Consider the following 19,235-nt stretch of genomic DNA (forward strand, 5'->3'; position numbering starts at 1 on the left):
ATGAAGTTACAACAATTACGTTACATTTGGGAAGTTGTACGCCATGACTTAAATGTTTCGGCAACAGCCCAAAGTTTGTATACTTCACAACCTGGAATCAGTAAGCAAATAAGGCTGTTAGAAGATGAGTTAGGCGTTGAGATCTTTTCACGCAGTGGCAAACATCTAACACAGGTAACACCTGCGGGCGAAAGAATTATCGAGTCAGCGATTGAGATTTTACGTAAAGCTGAGGGAATTAAGCGAATAGCACAAGAGTTTTCAAGTGAGAAAAGCGGTTCTTTAACCATTGCAACAACGCATACACAAGCACGTTACTCATTACCTAAAATGATTAGTGAGTTTATTACACATTACCCTGATGTTGCATTGCATATGCATCAAGGTTCCCCAACACAAATAGCCAAAATGGCGGCAGAGGGAGCCGCGGATTTTGCCATTGCTACCGAAGGGCTAGAGGAGTACACAGATTTAGTGATTATGCCATGTTATCGCTGGAATCGTTGTGTTATTGTTCCTAAGAGCCATCCTTTGAGTAGTTTGAAAGAGGTGAGTCTAGAGGTTTTAGCAGAGCAACCATTAGTAACGTATGTTCATGGTTTTACTGGACGTTCTAAACTTGACAGTGCTTTCTATGCCAAAGGGCTAGATCCTAAAATAGTTTTTACAGCGGCTGATGCTGATGTTATTAAAACCTATGTACGCTTGGGGTTAGGGGTTGGGATCATTGCTAATATGGCATTTGATGAGAATGCAGACAGTGATTTGGTTAAAATCAATATTGGTGATTTGTTTGAACCGAGCATTACTCGTATAGCTTTTCGTAAAGGAAGTTTTTTACGTGGCTTTATGTACGAGTTTATTGAAAAATTTGCTCCCCATTTAACGAAGGATGTTGTTAATAAAGCAATTGAATATCAAGGAAAGCCAGAGTTTTCAAGTCTATTTGATAATATAGAGCTACCCACTTATTAGTGGAGTAGCCATTTTTGATTAAGAGTTTATACATGCGTATTGGACATGGGTTTGATGTACACCGATTCGGTGAAGGTTCTTTTGTTACTCTGGGTGGTGTAAAGATTCCCTTTCATAAAGGGTTGATCGCTCATTCAGATGGCGATGTGTTGATTCATGCGGTTTGTGATGCTTTATTAGGCGCTTGTGGCTTAGGCGACATAGGTCGCCACTTTCCTGATACGGATCCGCAATATAAGGGGATCGATAGCCGACAATTACTCCGCCATGTGGTTGCGTTAGTCAATCAACAAGGCTGGCAGTTATTAAACATGGATGCCACTATTATTGCACAAGCTCCCAAAATGTTGCCTCATATTGAGAAAATGAAAACATTATTGGCAGAAGACTTGGCAGCAGATTTAACACAAATTAATATTAAGGCGACGACAACAGAACAGTTAGGTTTTGTTGGGCGAGAAGAGGGTATCGCTACACACGCAGTTGTATTATTGGCTCCTTATGAAAGAAATTGAATTATTAGGCCCAACCGCTTGGGCAGAATCTTGCGGTAATGCACAGTTGAAAGCCACAGCAGAAGATTTCCAAGTCGATGAAGTATTGGATATTCCACTAACAGGCGAGGGAGAACATCTCTGGTTGTGGGTTGAAAAACGTTATTTAAATACAGAAGAAGTAGCAAAGCGTATTGCAAAAGCAGTTCAGGTACCGTTAAGGCAGGTAAGTTATGCGGGTTTAAAAGATAAGCTCGCGCTAACACGGCAATGGTTTAGCATTCATTTACCGGGTAAGAGTGATCCCGATTTGAGTGCTTTAGAGTCTGAACAGTTGCATATTGCTAAAAAAATACGCCATCAACGTAAGCTTCAACGAGGAACTCATTCAGGGAATGGGTTTATTATCTGTTTAACACAGTTGCAAGCGGATAAAGAAGCTTTAAACGAGCGCTTAACACAGATTGCTTCAACTGGAGTTCCCAATTATTTTGGTTTACAGCGTTTTGGTTTTGAGGGCAATAATGTTGTACAAGCGTTAGAGTTTGCTAATCAGCATCATTATCCAGAGCAAAGAAATATGCGCTCTCGCTTATTATCATCGGCAAGAAGTTATTTATTTAATAAGGTATTAGCTGCCAGAGTATTAAATAGCACTTGGAACCAAGTTATTGAAGGTGATATTCTTTCTTTTACAGAAAGCCGTAGCTTTTTTCCAGCAAATGAATTGGAATCAATGGATAACCGATTCGCAGAATTAGTTATTCATCCGACGGCCCCTTTAATTGGTGAAGGTGAGCTTGCTACGACAGAGACCGCCTTTCAACTTGAGCAAACCATTTTAGAGCATGAACCGTCATTGGTAAATTGGCTTCAAGCGGCTGGTTTAAAGCAAGAGCGACGTATTTTAAGGTTGCCAGTCAAATCATTGACATGGGATTTTATCGATACGGACAGATTACAATTAAGTTTTACATTACCAACAGGATGTTTCGCAACATCGGTAATCAGAGAGTTAGTTTCGTTGCAAGTGGATGATCAATGTACATTTTAATTTCTAATGATGACGGTGTTAATGCGCCAGGTATTAAAGCACTTTATGATGCTTTGGCTAATGATGGTGATTGTAAAGTATTAGCACCTATGCGAGATATGAGCGGTACAAGCAATTCATTAACACTCAATAGGCCGCTTTATCCTACTTATTTGGAAAATGGCTTTGTAGGAATTGATGGAACCCCCGCAGATTGTGTGCACCTTGGTATGAACGGCTTTTTTGATAATAAACCTGATTTGGTGGTGGCAGGAATTAATTTAGGGGCGAATTTAGGTGATGATGTATTGTATTCTGGTACAGTCGCCGCGGCAACAGAGGGGCGTTTTACTGCGATGCCTTCTTTTGCTTTCTCTTTAGTCTCAAAAACAACAACACACCTAGCAACGGCAGCATATTATGCTAAAAATATTATTAAAGAATATGCTAAACTAGAACTACCTAAACATACAGTACTTAATGTCAATATTCCTGATTTGCCTTTGGAGCAAGTTAAAGGAATACAATTAACGCGCTTAGGTTATCGTACTCACTCATTACCTCCAGAAAAAACGGTTAATCCAAGAGGAAAGGTTGGCTATTGGGTTTCGCGGGTTGGTGATATAGTTGATGGGAGTGAGGGTACTGATTTTTATGCGATCAAAGCGGGGTATGTTTCAATTACGCCATTAACCATTGATCGTAGTTGTCGATCTTCATTGGATTCTTTACAAACGCTTAGGAAATTATAAGTATGACTGATAGTTTGATGCGAAGCGGTATTGGCATGACTTCGCAGCGGACAAGACAACGCCTGGTTCAGCGGCTTCAAGAAGAAGGCGTAATGAATGAGCGCGTGTTGGCTGCAATTGGTAATACGCCGCGTCATCTATTTATTGATGAGGCTCTGTCCCATCGTGCTTATGAAGATACGGCATTACCTATAGGACATAATCAAACTATTTCTCAACCACTCATTGTTGCGCACATGTCAGAGCTATTATTGGCCACAGGGCCATTAGATAAAGTGCTAGAAATAGGTACTGGATCAGGTTATCAAACGGCTATTCTTGCTCAATTAGTTAATCGTGTCTTCTCTGTGGAAAGAATTCAACCACTGCAAGATAAAGCGAAAGAACGTTTACAATCATTAAAGTTGCGTAATATCGTTTTTCGTTGGGGAGATGGTTGGGAAGGGTGGAATGCATTAGCACCTTATAATGGTATTATTGTCACGGCGGCAGCTCTAGAGGTTCCAAAAGCATTGCTTGATCAATTGGCTGTTGGGGGACGATTGGTGATGCCCGTGGGTGATAGTCATAGCCAACAGCTTTATCTTATTACAAGACAAGAGCAAGGTTTTAAACAACAAATACTTGGGAATGTACGCTTTGTTCCTTTACTCAACGGTACTATTCGTTAATTTAATTTTTATTAGGAGCTTAAAATGGGGGCATTGAACAAAAGGTTATTACCCATTTCAACACTCGCTATCTTAATATTCACAACAGCTTGTTCATCAAACAATAATGCGCATGTACAAGTTGTTGATAAAACGACAAGCTATAATCAACGTGTTAAAACCTCAGAAGTGCCAAGAGTTGGAAAAGTTGTGCAGTCAAATGCGACTTACACGCCAACGGCAAGAGGTCAGTATACTGTAAAGCAAGGTGAGACACTGTATTCGTTGGCCTTTAATTATGGTAAGGATTGGCGTGAATTAGCGGCTTCTAATAACATTCAATCCCCTTACACTATCTACCCTGGTCAGGTTATTTATCTTGATGGTAAGGCTGTATCAAGTACGACAACCAATACCCATAGTTCGGGCAGTGTAAAAGTTACAACAACCCAAACTAAAGCAAGTACAACCACAAAAGCCTCGAAGACAACTAGCACCCAGACACCAACAAAAACCGCTTCAACTGTTAAAACAACGACGGCTGTTGTAGGCGGATGGACATGGCCAGCCATGGGAACGGTGATTGGTACATTCTCCCCAACAGGAACGTTGAATAAAGGGGTTGATATTTCAGCCGCTGAAGGTACGCCTGTAATGGCAGCCGCTGCAGGTACGGTAGTCTATGCAGGTGATAACTTGCATGGTTATGGTAACTTATTGATTGTAAAACATAACGATAGCTATGTAAGTGCTTATGCCCATAACCGACAATTATTAGTTAAAGAAGGCCAGAAAGTTTCTGTTGGTCAAAAAATTGCTGAAATGGGTTCTACAGGTGCAGATAGAGTTAAACTCCATTTTGAAATTCGTTTAAATGGTAAGCCTGTTGATCCACTCAAATATTTACCAAAGAAATAATATATGTCCATGAAAAAAATCCACGAGCTAGAAGTTAAAGCTTTTAGCCAATTGACCAATAAGCAGCGCTATAATTATTTTGTGACCAAAGTATTTGAGTGGAAATCTGTGTGGGGATTAGCCGATCAAGACGGGTGGGTGGTTACTGAGATGAGCGAAGATATTATTTTCCCTTTATGGCCTGCTGAACCCTTTGCAGAAAAATGCCAAATTAACGATTGGCAACAGACACAAACTAAAGAAATAGAGTTTGATGAACTTATTAATGTCGTGTTACCTGACTTAGCAGAAGATAATGTCAAGGTAGCCACCTTTATTGTTCCTGGTAGTGATCAGTGCGGAGTACTTCCAGCACAAGAGTTATTAAATGATTTTTTAACGCTACAAGAACAAGAAAAGTCCAAAGAAGCTAATGATGCCTCATCGGAGTAATTATTAATCTACGGATTATATAAGTGACCACGTTTATTTTTTATTAAGAATAAAATTCTTGGGGCAGAGCGCCAACTTAATGATAGTCGAAAATAAAAGTTATAAATTTTACATGATTATTGTTATGGGATTGTATGGATACTTATCTTTTTGAGTAGAGAAATAATCTGTTAGTTTTTTTAGAAAGTATGAGGAGTCTAATCATTGGTTAAACCCCGCTTGATAGGAGAGGGTGCTATTATCAATTTAGATTGTAAGGTCTGCTCTTATTCGGTGGTGAAGACTTTAATTATACCTAGTTTATTTAGACTCTCTGGAAATCCGTTAGCCTGATTATGAAATTCATTGAGCGCTATTTAGCAACTAAACTCAATGTTCAATGGTCGACAAGTATTTTATGATAAATACAGGTGTGTTACCGTTTCTCTTAATATCAATAAAAATAAGCTTATCCTCTTTGCACTTTTTACAAATCCTTATATGATGGTTTTATAAATGACTCTAAGGATCACTTGTGCCTAACAAGACTTACTACTTGCGCTTAGCTTTACCTTCACCGTTGCGGCGATTATTTGATTATTTGCCAGGGAAGGGGCTCGATGTCGCTTTATTAAAAGCAGGGATACGAGTAAAAGTGCCTTTTGCTAATCGTGTATTGATAGGTGTATTAATAGAGGTTGTTGAGGAAACCAATGTTCCTGTTGAGAAGTTAAAGCCTATCCTTGAGGTTATCGATGATGCTCCTATTATTTCGCCGATGCTTCTAAGTTTTTGTCAATGGACTGCTAATTATTATCAACATAGCTTAGGCGATACCCTTTCGTGGGCATTACCTAATTTATTAAGGCAAGGTAAATATCCTGATGATAATAAAGAGCTTTATTGGCGAGTTAGTCAAAATGCAAGCCTTGATGATGTTCGCTTAAATCGGGCAACCAAACAAAAGAAAACTTTAAGGATAGTCATGCAGCACCCTCATGGCCTTTCTCAAGGATTACTGCAAGATTTAGAAATACAACCTGACACTTTGAGGCGTTTACAAGAGAAAGGCTTGGTTTATGGTGAGCTTCGAGAGCGTAAACATACACCACATCAAGGCAGTTGGTTAATTGAGCCAGAATTATTGGCTAATGAAGAACAAGAAAAAGCAATTCAAACAGTTAGTGGATCGTTAGATCATTTTCAAACTTTTTTATTGTACGGTATCACTGGCAGTGGCAAAACAGAGGTGTATTTTCAGCTTATTCACCAAGTATTACAGGCGGGTAAGCAGTCACTTGTTCTTATTCCCGAGATTAATCTAAGTCCACAAACACTGTATCGTTTTGAAAAGCGTTTTAATGCAAAAATAGCCGTTATTCACTCTAATCTAACCGATAAAGAGCGTTTAAATGCATGGCAGCAAGCCAAAGAAGGTACAGTTGATATCGTGATAGGAACGCGCTCAGCCATTTTTACCCCAATGGCACATTTGGGGCTGATTATTGTGGATGAGGAGCATGATAGCTCATATAAGCAACAAGATGGTTTACGCTACCATGCGCGTGATTTAGCGGTTGTGCGTGGGCGTATGGAAAATACGCCGGTTATATTATGTTCAGCGACTCCTTCATTTGAAAGCTTATATAACGTAGAGCAAAAGCGCTATCACTGGTTAAGTCTGACTGAACGAGCAGGCAGTGCAGAAAAACCAAAGATTTTGTGCTTAGATGTGCGTGCACAAACGATGGATGCAGGCATTTCATCACAGCTTCAGCACTTGATAACTCAAACATTAAATGCAGGGCAACAGGTTCTTATTTTTATTAATCGCAGAGGTTTTGCCCCTACGCTGATTTGTCATGATTGTGGTTGGATTTGTCATTGTCCTCATTGTGATGCAAGGATGACTTTTCATTTAAAAGACCATGTATTACGTTGTCATCATTGTGATTATCAGATGTCTCCTCCACTGGCATGTCCACACTGTCAACATGTTAACTTAAAACCTGTTGGTGTAGGCACAGAGCGTACAGAAGAGCGATTAAAAGTGTTATTTAAAGATTGGCCTATTTGGCGAATTGATCGCGATACGACGAGTCGCAAACAAGCAATGCAAGAGATTGTAGAAACGGTACGTAGTGGTGAACCTGGAATTTTGGTTGGTACGCAAATGCTAGCAAAGGGGCATCACTTCCCTAATGTGACCTTAGTAGCGATCTTAGATGTTGATAGCGGGTTGTTTTCAGCAGACTTTAAGGCGTGTGAAAAAACTGCACAATTAATTGTACAAGTGGCTGGCCGTTCCGGAAGAGCTGAGCATAAAGGAAAAGTCCTTATTCAAACACATTTACCTGATCACCCGCTTATCATTGAACTGATCGATAAAGGTTATTTGGCTTTTGCTCAGCACGACTTGCAAGAACGAAAAGAGGCAAATTTACCGCCTTATAGCCACTTTGCTTTATTAAGGGCAGAGGCTTATAAAAAGGAGCAGTTGGATGCTTTTTTTATAAAAGCGCATGCACAAGCCGAATTATTGGCAACACAGTTTGCAAATAACGTATTTGAGATATTTGATCCAGTTCCTGCACCGATGGAAAGAAAAGCGGGACGTTACCGTGCTCAATTATTGATTCAAAGTAATCTGCGGCCAATGCTACATCACTTTTTAAGTCAATGGATACAGTCTTTAGAAGAGATGCCTAAGATGAGTCAGATCAGATGGTCGATTGATGTCGACCCAATAGATTTATTCTAGTGATCTCACTATAGCTAGATCACCAGAATGGATAATGTCACAGAACTAATTAACTTTGCGTGGAACCACTAAGGTTTGTTTAAAACCATGTGAAGCCAGTTGGCTCTGTGTCTTTGAGGCTTGCTCTTTAGTAGCGAAAGAGCCAATAATCACACGGTACCATGTTTTTCCATTAGAAGATGCCGTTTCTAATTTAGCATTTTGTCCAAGCATTAATAACTGTGCGCGAATACTTTCTGCACCTTGCTTCGAAGGATAAGAACCCACTTGTAAGAAAAATGTCATTTTAGTGGGCGAAGCAATGGTTGCTACCTGTGTTGGTTTTTGTTCTGCGATGCTAGTAGTAGGAGTATTAGCAACGGGTTTGTTAGTAGGTTTTTCTGTTGGTGCCGCTGCAACCGTGGTTACGGGGGCAGGTGCAGGTTTTTGTTGTACCGGAGGTAGAGGGGGAGGTGTTTTTCCATCTAACAGTGCGGCTGCACGCTCACCATCGAGCTGTTTATACTCTTGTGGTGTGACAGGCGGAGCGGTATTGGTTGCGGTTTCTTTACCCGACAGTAAATCACGGAATACAAACTTAGGTTTATCGGTTGTATGATCTTTAGGCGTAATACTAGTCGTTGTTTTTTGTTCAGGTCGAATATCTTGTTTAGGTTCAAGCTTCATTAAAAACATAATGAAGCAACCAATGACGATCCCAGCTACTAACCAAATCCATGCCGGAGCACTTGATTTTGCTGGTGGAGTATATTTATTAGCCCCACGAGGTTTAGTTTTTGCTTTAGCCATTTGTTACATGCGCTCCAACGGAACCAGTCCTAATAATTCTAATCCTTGTTTTAAGGTACGACCTGTTAATGCAGTCAGACGTAAGCGGCTTTGTTGCTGAGCTGTAGTCTGGGCTTTTAATACAGGGCATTCCTCATAAAATGTTGAGAAAAGCTTAGCTAATTCATAAAGGTAATTACACAGCAAGTGTGGCAACCCTTTGCTTGATACACTATTTAATGTTTCAGTAAAGAGCATTAAATGTGCAGCTAAATCTTTTTCTTGCTCTGCTTCTAAAACAATTTTACCGTCTAATTGCTCGATTGTCTTATTTGCTGTACGTAATACACCTGCTGTACGTGTATACGCATACAATAAATAAGGGGCTGTATTTCCTACTAAGCTTAACATGTTATCAAAACTAAAGGTATAGTCACTAGTACGGTGTTTTGACAGGTCTGCATATTTAACGGCACCTATGCCAATGGCATGGGCGATCTTTTTGCATTCTTCATCACTCATGTCTGGGTTAAGCTGTTTGGCCAGATCATAGGCTTTTTGTTCAGCATCGTTGAGCAGATCGACTAATTTAACAACACCACCATCGCGGGTTTTAAAGGGTTTACCATCTTCACCATTCATGGTGCCAAAGCCCATGTGTTCTAAGTCAAGTGCTGGTTTAGCAAAGCCTGCTTGGCGTGCAGCGACAAACAGCATATCAAAGTGTAACGATTGGCGCTGATCGACAAAATATAAGCAACGATCGGCTTTAAGAACATCATTACGATAACGGATAGCAGCAAGGTCTGTGGTTGAGTAGAGATACCCACCATCCGCTTTTTGGACAATCATGCCCAGTGGCTCACCTTCTTTATTTTTAAAGCCGTCTAAGAATATACATTGCGCACCATCACTGATGGACAGCATATTTTTAGCTTTTAATGTTTCGATGATTTTGGGGAGGTCTTCATTATAAGCACTCTCACCTCTAACGTCTTGACGGGTTAGTTTGACATCAAGACGATCATAAATTTGTTGACAGTGGCCTAAAGAAATATCATTAAACTTTGTCCAGAGAGTCAAGCAACCTTTATCACCGGCTTGCAGTTTAACCACCATTTCACGCGCTTTCGTTGCAAATTCAGGTGATTCATCAAAGCGTTTTTTAGCCGCACGGTAGAAGTTTTCTAAGTCAGACAATTGGTTTTCAGCGTGATTAGGGTGTTCTTCCATATACGCAAGCAACATGCCGAATTGTGTTCCCCAGTCACCCACATGGTTTTGACGTATGACGGTATCACCCAAAAACTCAGTAACACGGCCAACCGCATCACCAATGATAGTTGAGCGTAAATGACCAACATGCATTTCTTTAGCAAGATTAGGGGATGACATGTCGATAACGACTCGTTGAGTTGGGGTGGTTTTTGTCACCAATAATCGAGGGTCGCTAAGCACTTCATCTAGCTTTGTTGCTAGGGCTTGTGAATTTTGAAAAAAGTTTAAAAAACCTGGGCCTGCAATTTCAATTTTGCTAATCTCGTCATGTTGAGGCAATGAGGCCAATAACTTTTCAGCTAGATCACGTGGTTTCATGTTAGCTGGTTTAGCTAACATGAGAGCAATATTTGAGGCAAAATCACCGTGTGACTTGTCTTTTGTGTTATCTATTTGAATAGTAACATTTAGGTCATTAGGTAAAATATTTTCATTAACTAATGACGCTAATGCTTGTTTAATAAGTGTCTGGATAAGTTCTTTCATTAGGATTCTGTATAGAAAACAAATTAAAATAAAGGATTAATCAACTCGCTATTGTATACCAAGTTTAGGTATAGCCGATACTAGTAAATCGTGAGATCACATTTCTTGGATAGTTTTTTGTTCTGTTCGTTGTTGATTGGGCTCTATCCATTGATTACGTTGTTCAATTTTCCAAGCTGTATAACCGAGTATAATGCTTCGTAGTGCCATAAACGTGAGGAAGGTAATCCATAGCCCCGTATTAGCGAAAGATTGTAATAAGAAGCCTAAGGGTAAACAGATGATAAAAGCTAAAAGCATACTATTACGCATTTCTTTAGCTCGAGTTGCACTAATAAATAGTCCGTCTAATAAATAGCTCCACACTGTGATAAGCGGTAGGACAGCAAGATAAGGAATTAATGGATAGGCGTGCTCACGAAGCTCAAGAATGGTTGTTTGCATATTAATAAAATAAACACCTAGCTCAAAAAAGCATGCTGCAAACAACAGGCTAGCAATTAGAGCCCAACCACATGAAACCATCAGTATTTTATGAAAGAGGATTTTATTCTGTCTGCCAATGGCTTTGCCACATAAGGCCTCAATGGCGTAAGCAAAGCCATCTAAAATATAGGCTGTTATGGTTAAGCCATTAATAATTAGGGTGTTAGCGGCAACCGTGTTTTCACCTAGTTTTGCACCTTCAATCATTAATAGGAAAAATACACATTGCAAGGTTAAGCTGCGGATAAAAATATCTCGATTAACACTTAATAAAGGTTTCCAACTGTGCCAGTTTTTTAGGTAAGTAAATAACCATTGGCCTGTATATTTTTTTAAAGGTGTTGATATAAAACAAAAACCAATAATACAGCCAGACCATTCAGCAATAAGAGCAGCTTGTGCTGCCCCTGTTACTCCTTTACCGAGATACAAAACAAACCAAACAGATAAGACCATATTGATAATGTTGGTAATAATGAGGATTAATAAGGGGATGCGTGCATTTTGAGAACCTAGATACCAACCTACTAGGGTATTGTTAATTAACGCAGCAGGTAGCCCCAGTACGCGCCAATTAAAAAATTGTTGTGCCGATTCATGAAATTGTTGATTGGGTTGAATCCAATAGAGTGTCAGCTGATAAAAAGGGGAGGCAAGGACGATTACAATGGCTGCGATACCAGTCGCTAATAATAAGCTTTGTATCAGTACTTGTCGTAAAGCTGTGCCATCTTTACGCCCAACTGCTTGTGCGGTGAAGCCAATTGTCCCCATTCGAAAAAAGCCTAAACAGCCCACAATAAATAGATAGGTGGTACTCCCCACAGTTACTGCTGCTAGATTTTGTGCTTCAGGAAGCCTACCCATCACCATGGTATCAACTAAAGAAACGAGGGGAACAGAAAGGTTAGATAAAATCATAGGCAGTGTGAGTGCCCAAATTTTTTTATGAACAGAAAGGTCTTTCCAACTTGTTAAAAAAGAGGTGATAAAAGACACGTTATTTTATTTTACAACCAGCCGCTTGGGTTTTTTCTAATATAAACTCTTGGGCTTCTTGTGGTATAACATTAAGAGGGAATGTGGCATAGCTGGCACGTGCTAAGAATACAAGCCAAGTATCTGGATAACGCCAGATTTCTTTTATGGCAGACCACGGCCACTCACCTTCGCCTAGTTCTGATGAGAGCGCGAATTTATCATCATACATTTTGATGGTAACTTCTGGATTCTGTAAGGCTCTAAAAGTGCCTAAGACATGGTAGCGGTTGTTGAGATATGTACTAATACCAAACAAGAGACCAAGGGTAAAGATAACAGCAAAAGCACCCATCATCCAAGAGGTATCTTTTTTGATGAGTGCACTAATAAAACAGAAGCCAACAAAGAGCATTGCTAAAAAATAACGCCAGCCCAAAGATTTTAACCAATAACGACGGACTGACTTTTTGAGCATGGGTAGAGTGTATGTCATGGTTATTTGATGGCGAATTTCTTCCATTTTGCTCTACCCACTATGCTGTATTGATTGACTAATCTTCGCGGTAACGTCTTAGTTTTAAAGGCTTACCTGCAACACGTGTTTCTTTAAGTTTAGATAAAATACTGTCTAAACCTTTTTCAGGTAATTCAACTAAACTAAAACTATCACGGATAGTGATTTTTCCAATTTGGTCTTTATTAATACCTGCTTCATTGAGTATAGCACCTAATAAGTTTTTAGCTGCAACACCATCTAGACTACCAACGGGCGTACGGCAACGAACTTTGCCTTCAGAAATTCTATCGTTTCCATTATCTCGTCTTTCACCGCGAGAACTACGTTCTTTTCTTTCTCCGCGCTCACCACGCTCTTTTCTTTCACCACGTTCTGCGCGCTCTTTTCTTTCACCACGTTCTGCGCGCTCACCACGCTCCTTTCTTTCGCCGCGGCCTCTACGTTCCCTGGGCTCTCTACTATCAGGCTTACTGCTAACAGGAGTGAGTTTTGGCTCAGTTTTCTCAATCTCTTCAACTGTAATAGGGCGACGGCTACTTGCACGTCGTAGTAGGGCAATAGCTAAATCTTCGAGTGAACAGTCTAAATCACCTTGTAATTGTTTAATGAGTTCAAGGTAATGTTCTTGGTTCTTTTGTGGCGCAGCAAAAGGCTGTAAATTTTTAGTAAGGCGTTTAATTCTAGCGACTAAAATGTTTTGAGCATCTGGTAAGCTTGCTTCACTTACTTCTTGTTTAGTAACACGTTCGATTGTTTGTAGCATACGACGTTCGCGAGGTGTTACGAGGAGTAATGCTTTTCCTGTGCGACCTGCACGGCCCGTACGACCAATACGGTGTACATAAGATTCAGGGTCATATGGCATGTCGACGTTAAAGACGTGAGTGATACGGGGTACATCTAAACCTCGTGCGGCAACGTCGGTTGCAACAACAATATCGAGGCGGCCATCTTTTAATGACTCTACAACTCGCTCACGTTGATTTTGTGCAATATCGCCATTGAGTGCAGCAACACGATAACCTTTGATTTCTAACTCGGTAGCTAAATCGAGAGTGGCTTGTTTAGTCCGTACGAAGGCTATCACTGCATCAAAATCTTCTACTTCTAATAAACGAAGTACGGCTGTATTTTTTTGATCAGGATGTACCATTAAGTAGCTTTGTTCAATACGTTCTACGGTTTGTGTTTTTGTAACTATTTTAATATTTTTTGGATTGTTTAATTGTTTTTCAGCGATGGCTTTAATAGAAGCTGGAACAGTTGCTGAAAATAGAGCTGTTTGGCGCTTAGCAGGTAATGTTTTAAAAATGCTTTCAAGGTCATCCATAAAGCCGAGCTTTAACATTTCATCAGCTTCATCTAGTACTAAAAATTTAACTTCTGACAAGAAATTGTTATCGCGGCGTAAATGGTCACAAAGTCTCCCCGGTGTTGCAACTAATACTTGTACGCCTTGGCGAATAGCTCGTAGTTGTGCTCCCATAGGTGCACCACCATAAATAGCGGCTACTTTTACAGTAGGCATTAATTTAGCGAAGGTTTCGAATGCGTCAGCTACTTGTAAAGCCAGCTCTCTTGTAGGCGCTAATACAAGCACTTGTGTATGACGATTATTGGGGTCAATTTTGCTTAGAATAGGTAAAGCAAAGGCAGCAGTTTTACCTGTACCTGTTTGAGCTTGACCAATAATATCTTGACCAGCTAGGATTTCAGGTATGGCTTTGCTTTGTATGGGAGATGGTTCTTCGTAGCCAGCGGCAGTAATAGCTGCTAATACACTAGGGTGAATACCAAGCTCAGCAAAGGAGTTGTTTTTTTGGGTCATGAAAATGCCTCGATATGCAATCGCAATTACCCAAGAACTAAGACTGCCTATGCCTAGTTTACTAATAACCCGAGCAGCATAAATGATTGGGATCTGCGAAATTTGAAAAAATAAGATGATGTGCATAACACACCATAAATCGATTTAGCTATATATTAATAGCGGTCGAACATCATACGTTAATTTAATAAAAAATAAAGTGGTTTGTTGTAAAATATTATTTTTGCTCTAATAAAATGCCTGTTTCTATGTGATGAGTATAAGGAAACTGGTCAAATAATGCAAAGCGGGTAATTTTATGAGTAGTTTGTAGTAGCTTAATATTCTCTGCTAAGGTTTCAGGATTGCACGAGATGTAGATGATACGGGAAAAGCGTCTAGCCAGTTCACACGTTTCAGTGTCCATCCCAGCTCTTGGGGGGTCAACAAAAATAGTCCCAAAATTGTATTCATCCAAATCAACATGAGCTAAGCGATTAAATGGTCTTGTTTTATTAAGTGCTTGGGTTAACTCTTCAGCGGATAGTCTGACTAACATTATATTATCGATTTGATTATCAGCTATGTTTTGTGAAGCTGCTTTAACCGATGTTTTACTGATTTCAGTAGCTAATACTTTATTGACCCTTGTGGATAAGGGGAGCGTAAAATTGCCATTACCACAATAAAGCTCGAGTAAATCATCATCGCGCTTACCTAACACATCGTATGCCCAGTTCAGCATTTTATTACAAACATCTGCATTGGGCTGGGTGAAGGCCCCTTCAGGTTGTTGGTAGGTAAATGGGCGATTATCTACAATGAATCTTTCAGTGACATAATCATGACCAATCACAATTTTTTGTTTACGTGAGCGGCCAATAATATGAATATTAAGTTGTTTAGCCAGTTGTACGGCTTCGGCTTGCCATTGTTCATCGAGAGGGCGGTGATAACAGAGAGTGATTATGGCATCGTCTGTCTGAGTCGTTAAAAACTCTATTTGGAACAAGCGATTTGATAAGACTCCACTAGCTTCCCATGCTGCTTTTAAGTGCGGCATAAGCGCATTAATTTTTTTGCTAGCAATAGGAAAGCTATCAATAAGTATAGGCGTGTATTTATCGCCAGCTTTAAACATCGCGTAATCTAATTGATCACCACTGCGCCATAACCTAAACTCGGTACGCATTCGGTAGTGTTTGTCAGGTGATTCAAACACCTCTAATGCAGGAGCATTAAAAGGTGCTAATAAGTCAGCTAAATAAGTTTGCTTCTTTTTTAATTGTTCGCTGTAACGGTTTGAGTCAAATAATAGTGTATTCATAAGTCATTAGTGTATAAAGGCAAATTTCAAAGCAAACAAAATAGAAAGTACAATCAATGCGGAATTGACTTGATGTTTACGTCCCGTTAAAAGTTTAATGACTGTCCAACTGATAAAGCCAAAGGCGATACCATTAGCGATGGAGTAAGTAAATGGCATGGCAATAGCTGTAATCAAAACGGGAGCAGCTGTGGTTAAGTCATTCCAGTCAATTTCAGCAAGGCCAGATGCCATTAGAATGGCTACAAACATCAGTGCTGGGGCGGTCGCAAATAGAGGAACACTTTCTGCTAAAGGAGAGAAGAAGAGGGCGAAAATAAATAAGATCCCTACGACACAAGCTGTTAACCCTGTTCGCCCACCAGCTGCAACTCCTGCTGTCGATTCAACAAAGCTGGTAGTAGTTGATGTACCTAGTAATGAACCTGACATGGCCGCGGTACTATCAGCTAACAATACTCTGCCCATGCGAGGAAGGTAACCATCTGCGCGCATAAGCCCCGTCTTTTTTGCAACACCAATTAAGGTTCCTGAGTTATCGAATAGATCCACAAATAGAAATGAGAAAATAACTACGATCATGCCGACTTGAAAAGCACCTGCTATATCTAACTGTAAAAAGGTAGGGGCGATTGAAGGGGGGAGTGATGCGACACCTTTAAACGGTGAAATATGGAGAATAATACTTATGGCGGTAATAAATAGAATACTGATAATGACTGCACCGGGTATTTTTCGAGCTTCTAATGCAATAAGGATAAAGAAACCTAAAATAGCAAGTAGTGGTTCTGGTTTTGTGAGGTCACCAATGGTAACGAGTGTTGCTGAATCAGCGCCAATAATACCTGCTTTTTGTAAAGCAATGATAGCAAGGAATAAACCAATACCCGCTGCAATCGCTGAACGCAATTCTAAGGGAATACTGTTGATAATCCATTCTCTGATTTTAAATAAAGAAAGTAGAAAAAAAAGGGTGGCAGAGATAAAAACAGCGCCAAGTGCAACTTGCCAGCTATAGCCCATCGAATGAACAACTGTGTAAGAGAAAAAGACATTTAGTCCCATCCCTGGTGCTAGGGCTAAAGGGTAGTTAGAAATTAAGCCCATGGTGCATGAGCCAATAAAGGCAGCAAGGCAAGTAGCAACAAAAACAGCAGAGTGATCCATGCCTGCACCGTTCGCATCACTTAAAATATTGGGATTAATAAAAAGAATATAAGACATGGCTAGAAAGGTGGTGAAGCCAGCAATAACTTCTGTTCTAATCGTTGTATTGTTAGCTTTTAATTTAAATAACTTCTCTAGCATGCTTTATTCTCTGCTAATTAAAATGAAATGGTGTAAGTGATAAATACAGTCTGGTGTATTAAGTATTAGTCAATTGAATTAGGCGTGTGACCAGTTTTTTAATACCAACTGCTACTTCGCTAATATTTTTACCTAACATATAAGCAGGGGTAGAGATAAGTTTATTGGCTTTGTCTTCAACAATATTAGAGACATCACAAGATTGATGAACAGCACCCATTTTTTCGAGTTCTGCTGCTGTATTCTCATCGTTACCAATGGTGCAAATCACTCCTCTGCCATAAATTTTTGGGGCAAGGTGGGGGGCAATACAAATGAGGCCAATGGGTTTTTCAGCTTTAGCAAACGATTTTGCAGCTGTTAACACATCATCATTAACCGTGCAATCTGAACCTTTAAATGCGAAGTTTGAAAGATTCTTGGCCGCGCCAAAGCCACCTGGGATAATAAGGCCATCAAAATCATCAGCTGTTAATTCTTTAACATCTTTCACATTACCACGAGCGATGCGAGCTGATTCAACTAATACATTGCGTGTTTCAGGTGATTCTTTTTGTGTCAGGTGATTAATCACGTGTGTTTGCTCTATATTCGGTGCAAAACACTGTATTTTTACGCCTTGTTCAGATAGATAGAGTAGCGCTAATGTGGCTTCATGGATTTCGCTACCATCATATACACCTGATCCTGCAAGGATTACAGCTATTTTCTTAGTGGGCATAATCGTACCTGTTTTCATATAGAGTTAGTAGCTAACCATTATATAACAAAATTTGCCTGTTATGATTTGTTGATTAACAAAAAAATAGCAATAATTTGTTCCATTTTTATCTATTGTTTTATCTATTTTCAAGAGTATTATTTTTAAAAATGAAATTAAAGAGGTTTATATGATAACGAAAACATTGCATAGAGCTATTGACCGGGGCCATGTTAAACATAATTGGCTCGATACATACCATAGCTTTAGTTTTGCACAGTATTTTGATTCAAAAAAAAATAACTTTGGTGCATTAAGAGTTATTAATGATGATGTGATCGCTTCTGGAAAGGGGTTTGGAATGCATCCGCACCAAAATATGGAGATTATTACGATTCCTCTGTCAGGTGCTTTAGCTCATAAAGATAGCATGGGGAACAGTTCTATTATTCGCGCAGGAGAGGTACAAGTCATGAGTGCAGGGACTGGTATCTATCACAGTGAGTATAATGCGAGTCAAGAGCAAGCCGTTAGTCTACTGCAAATTTGGATATTTCCTAATAAGGAGAATTTGAAACCTCGTTATCAACAACTTACATTTGATGAGTCAAGATTGAATGAGTTTCAACAAGTGGTTTCTCCTAATTCGTATGATAGTGGTGCATGGATACACCAACAAGCATGGCTTTCATTGAGTAAGTTTGACCGAGAAATAGAAATTGATTATGTTTTACATAATGAAGCGAATGGTTTGTATATTTTTGTGATTGATGGTCAAGCTGTTGTGGATGATCTTGTTTTATCAAGTAAAGACGCCTTGGGGATAGAAAATCAATCAGCTGTAAAAATGCTTGCACAAAAAGGTGCTAGGATTTTACTTATAGAAATTCCTATGCATTACTAATTGTTTGTACATGCTTTATTCTTTTGATTCTCTGCGGCATTTAAAAAAGCGATGCAGCCAAAAGAATAAAGCAATCACAATAATCGCAACTAAGAAAATAAGTTCGTAATCTTTGAGGTAACTAAGCACGATACTACCAAAATAATAAGAGGTACTACCTAATACAACTGACCAAATAATGGCACCAATAGCATTTAATATAACATAGCGCTTAGGGGAGTATCCCGATATACCAATGGCAACAGGCATGATTGTTCTTAGGCCATACATAAACCTAAAGGTGAGAACCCATAAATCAGGATTCTTTTTTAAATAAATAAGGGCTTTATCTGCTGATTTTTGCCATTTAGGCCGTTTTTGTAAGATGGCAATGCCGTAGTGCCTACCTAGAAAATACCAAAGTTGATCACCAAAATAACTACCAATAAATGCGACGATAATCACTATTTGTAGATCTAAGTAATCGTGTGCGGCAGCAATACCAGCGAGTATTAAAATAGTTTCCCCTTCTAAAAAGGTTCCTATAAATAACGCGAAATAACCGTACTCATTTAGCAAATGTTCCATTATATAATCTAACTTCAAACCAGTAATTAATTTATAACTTAATAGTATATACAAAAAAGCAGTATGGTACTGTATCTTAAATCGTGACAAAATCTATTAACCTATTAATAAA

18 protein-coding genes are annotated in these 19,235 nt (G+C 39.4%); 9 read left to right on the top strand and 9 right to left on the bottom strand.

What is annotated here, in order from left to right; genetic code table 11:
* From cysB to DM558_RS00040, 8 genes are all read left to right on the top strand, one after another.
* Positions 1-975 carry an HTH-type transcriptional regulator CysB gene (gene cysB / locus DM558_RS00005; protein WP_127161479.1) on the top strand — a complete coding sequence of 325 codons (975 nt, stop codon included), beginning with the start codon at positions 1-3 and terminating at the stop codon, positions 973-975.
* A 32-nt stretch (positions 976-1,007) separates the two neighbouring features.
* Complete coding sequence (gene ispF, locus DM558_RS00010) at positions 1,008-1,490, top strand: 2-C-methyl-D-erythritol 2,4-cyclodiphosphate synthase (RefSeq protein ID WP_109703603.1); 483 nt, start codon at positions 1,008-1,010, stop codon at positions 1,488-1,490.
* Positions 1,477-2,523: a tRNA pseudouridine(13) synthase TruD gene (gene truD / locus DM558_RS00015; protein WP_127161480.1), complete on the top strand. Its 1,047-nt coding sequence runs from the start codon at positions 1,477-1,479 to the stop codon at positions 2,521-2,523. The genes ispF and truD overlap by 14 nt, the downstream gene beginning before the upstream one ends.
* Positions 2,511-3,254: a 5'/3'-nucleotidase SurE gene (gene surE / locus DM558_RS00020; RefSeq protein WP_127161481.1), complete on the top strand. Its 744-nt coding sequence runs from the start codon at positions 2,511-2,513 to the stop codon at positions 3,252-3,254. The genes truD and surE overlap by 13 nt, the downstream gene beginning before the upstream one ends.
* 2 nt (positions 3,255-3,256) lie before the next feature.
* Positions 3,257-3,925: a protein-L-isoaspartate(D-aspartate) O-methyltransferase gene (locus DM558_RS00025; RefSeq protein WP_127161482.1), complete on the top strand. Its 669-nt coding sequence runs from the start codon at positions 3,257-3,259 to the stop codon at positions 3,923-3,925.
* 24 nt (positions 3,926-3,949) lie between these two features.
* The gene (locus tag DM558_RS00030) at positions 3,950-4,822 is read left to right on the top strand and encodes a peptidoglycan DD-metalloendopeptidase family protein (RefSeq protein ID WP_127161483.1); all 873 of its coding nucleotides are present in this window, start codon (positions 3,950-3,952) and stop codon (positions 4,820-4,822) included.
* A 3-nt stretch (positions 4,823-4,825) separates the two neighbouring features.
* Positions 4,826-5,254 (top strand): DUF2750 domain-containing protein, encoded by a 429-nt coding sequence (locus tag DM558_RS00035; RefSeq protein ID WP_127161484.1) that lies wholly within the window; start codon positions 4,826-4,828, stop codon positions 5,252-5,254.
* 514 nt (positions 5,255-5,768) lie between these two features.
* Positions 5,769-7,994 (top strand): primosomal protein N', encoded by a 2,226-nt coding sequence (locus tag DM558_RS00040; RefSeq protein ID WP_228411773.1) that lies wholly within the window; start codon positions 5,769-5,771, stop codon positions 7,992-7,994.
* Between the two features lie 45 nt (positions 7,995-8,039).
* Here DM558_RS00040 and DM558_RS00045 read toward each other — a convergent pair whose 3' ends face one another.
* The 8 genes from DM558_RS00045 to elbB form a co-directional block, all read right to left on the bottom strand.
* Positions 8,040-8,783, bottom strand: coding sequence for an SPOR domain-containing protein (locus tag DM558_RS00045; protein WP_127161485.1), 744 nt, complete (start codon positions 8,781-8,783; stop codon positions 8,040-8,042).
* A 3-nt stretch (positions 8,784-8,786) separates the two neighbouring features.
* Positions 8,787-10,526, bottom strand: a complete 1,740-nt coding sequence (argS, locus tag DM558_RS00050) for an arginine--tRNA ligase (RefSeq protein ID WP_127161486.1) — start codon at positions 10,524-10,526, stop codon at positions 8,787-8,789.
* A 96-nt stretch (positions 10,527-10,622) separates the two neighbouring features.
* Positions 10,623-12,011: an MATE family efflux transporter gene (locus DM558_RS00055; protein WP_228411774.1), complete on the bottom strand. Its 1,389-nt coding sequence runs from the start codon at positions 12,009-12,011 to the stop codon at positions 10,623-10,625.
* 1 nt (position 12,012) lies between these two features.
* Positions 12,013-12,513, bottom strand: a complete 501-nt coding sequence (locus DM558_RS00060; protein ID WP_127161487.1) for a YcxB family protein — start codon at positions 12,511-12,513, stop codon at positions 12,013-12,015.
* Between the two features lie 31 nt (positions 12,514-12,544).
* A complete protein-coding gene (locus tag DM558_RS00065; protein WP_127161488.1) occupies positions 12,545-14,338 on the bottom strand; it encodes a DEAD/DEAH box helicase in 1,794 nt (597 codons plus the stop codon).
* 217 nt (positions 14,339-14,555) lie between these two features.
* Positions 14,556-15,644 carry a tRNA (uridine(54)-C5)-methyltransferase TrmA gene (gene trmA / locus DM558_RS00070; RefSeq protein ID WP_127161489.1) on the bottom strand — a complete coding sequence of 363 codons (1,089 nt, stop codon included), beginning with the start codon at positions 15,642-15,644 and terminating at the stop codon, positions 14,556-14,558.
* A gap of 6 nt (positions 15,645-15,650) precedes the next feature.
* Positions 15,651-16,952 (bottom strand): NCS2 family permease, encoded by a 1,302-nt coding sequence (locus DM558_RS00075; protein ID WP_127161490.1) that lies wholly within the window; start codon positions 16,950-16,952, stop codon positions 15,651-15,653.
* A 58-nt stretch (positions 16,953-17,010) separates the two neighbouring features.
* Positions 17,011-17,673, bottom strand: a complete 663-nt coding sequence (gene elbB / locus DM558_RS00080; RefSeq protein WP_127161491.1) for an isoprenoid biosynthesis glyoxalase ElbB — start codon at positions 17,671-17,673, stop codon at positions 17,011-17,013.
* Positions 17,674-17,842: 169 nt separating this feature from the next.
* Here elbB and DM558_RS00085 point away from each other — a divergent pair, with 169 nt between their 5' ends.
* Positions 17,843-18,556 carry a pirin family protein gene (locus DM558_RS00085; RefSeq protein ID WP_127161492.1) on the top strand — a complete coding sequence of 238 codons (714 nt, stop codon included), beginning with the start codon at positions 17,843-17,845 and terminating at the stop codon, positions 18,554-18,556.
* 15 nt (positions 18,557-18,571) lie between these two features.
* Here DM558_RS00085 and DM558_RS00090 read toward each other — a convergent pair whose 3' ends face one another.
* Entirely contained in the window at positions 18,572-19,123 is a 552-nt protein-coding gene (locus DM558_RS00090) for a DedA family protein (RefSeq protein WP_228411775.1), read from the bottom strand.
* Positions 19,124-19,235 lie beyond the last annotated feature (112 nt).

The sequence above is a fragment of the Entomomonas moraniae genome (assembly GCF_003991975.1).
GTDB classification, from domain to species: Bacteria; Pseudomonadota; Gammaproteobacteria; order Pseudomonadales; family Pseudomonadaceae; genus Entomomonas; species Entomomonas moraniae.

Coding starts and splice junctions, on each gene's coding strand:
- cysB (WP_127161479.1), top strand. CDS start 1: ATGAAGTTACAACAATTACGTTACATTTGGGAAGTTGTACGCCATGAC.
- ispF (WP_109703603.1), top strand. CDS start 1,008: ATGCGTATTGGACATGGGTTTGATGTACACCGATTCGGTGAAGGTTCT.
- truD (WP_127161480.1), top strand. CDS start 1,477: ATGAAAGAAATTGAATTATTAGGCCCAACCGCTTGGGCAGAATCTTGC.
- surE (WP_127161481.1), top strand. CDS start 2,511: ATGTACATTTTAATTTCTAATGATGACGGTGTTAATGCGCCAGGTATT.
- DM558_RS00025 (WP_127161482.1), top strand. CDS start 3,257: ATGACTGATAGTTTGATGCGAAGCGGTATTGGCATGACTTCGCAGCGG.
- DM558_RS00030 (WP_127161483.1), top strand. CDS start 3,950: ATGGGGGCATTGAACAAAAGGTTATTACCCATTTCAACACTCGCTATC.
- DM558_RS00035 (WP_127161484.1), top strand. CDS start 4,826: ATGTCCATGAAAAAAATCCACGAGCTAGAAGTTAAAGCTTTTAGCCAA.
- DM558_RS00045 (WP_127161485.1), bottom strand. CDS start 8,783: ATGGCTAAAGCAAAAACTAAACCTCGTGGGGCTAATAAATATACTCCA.
- argS (WP_127161486.1), bottom strand. CDS start 10,526: ATGAAAGAACTTATCCAGACACTTATTAAACAAGCATTAGCGTCATTA.
- DM558_RS00060 (WP_127161487.1), bottom strand. CDS start 12,513: ATGGAAGAAATTCGCCATCAAATAACCATGACATACACTCTACCCATG.
- DM558_RS00065 (WP_127161488.1), bottom strand. CDS start 14,338: ATGACCCAAAAAAACAACTCCTTTGCTGAGCTTGGTATTCACCCTAGT.
- trmA (WP_127161489.1), bottom strand. CDS start 15,644: ATGAATACACTATTATTTGACTCAAACCGTTACAGCGAACAATTAAAA.
- DM558_RS00075 (WP_127161490.1), bottom strand. CDS start 16,952: ATGCTAGAGAAGTTATTTAAATTAAAAGCTAACAATACAACGATTAGA.
- elbB (WP_127161491.1), bottom strand. CDS start 17,673: ATGCCCACTAAGAAAATAGCTGTAATCCTTGCAGGATCAGGTGTATAT.
- DM558_RS00085 (WP_127161492.1), top strand. CDS start 17,843: ATGATAACGAAAACATTGCATAGAGCTATTGACCGGGGCCATGTTAAA.
- DM558_RS00090 (WP_228411775.1), bottom strand. CDS start 19,123: ATGGAACATTTGCTAAATGAGTACGGTTATTTCGCGTTATTTATAGGA.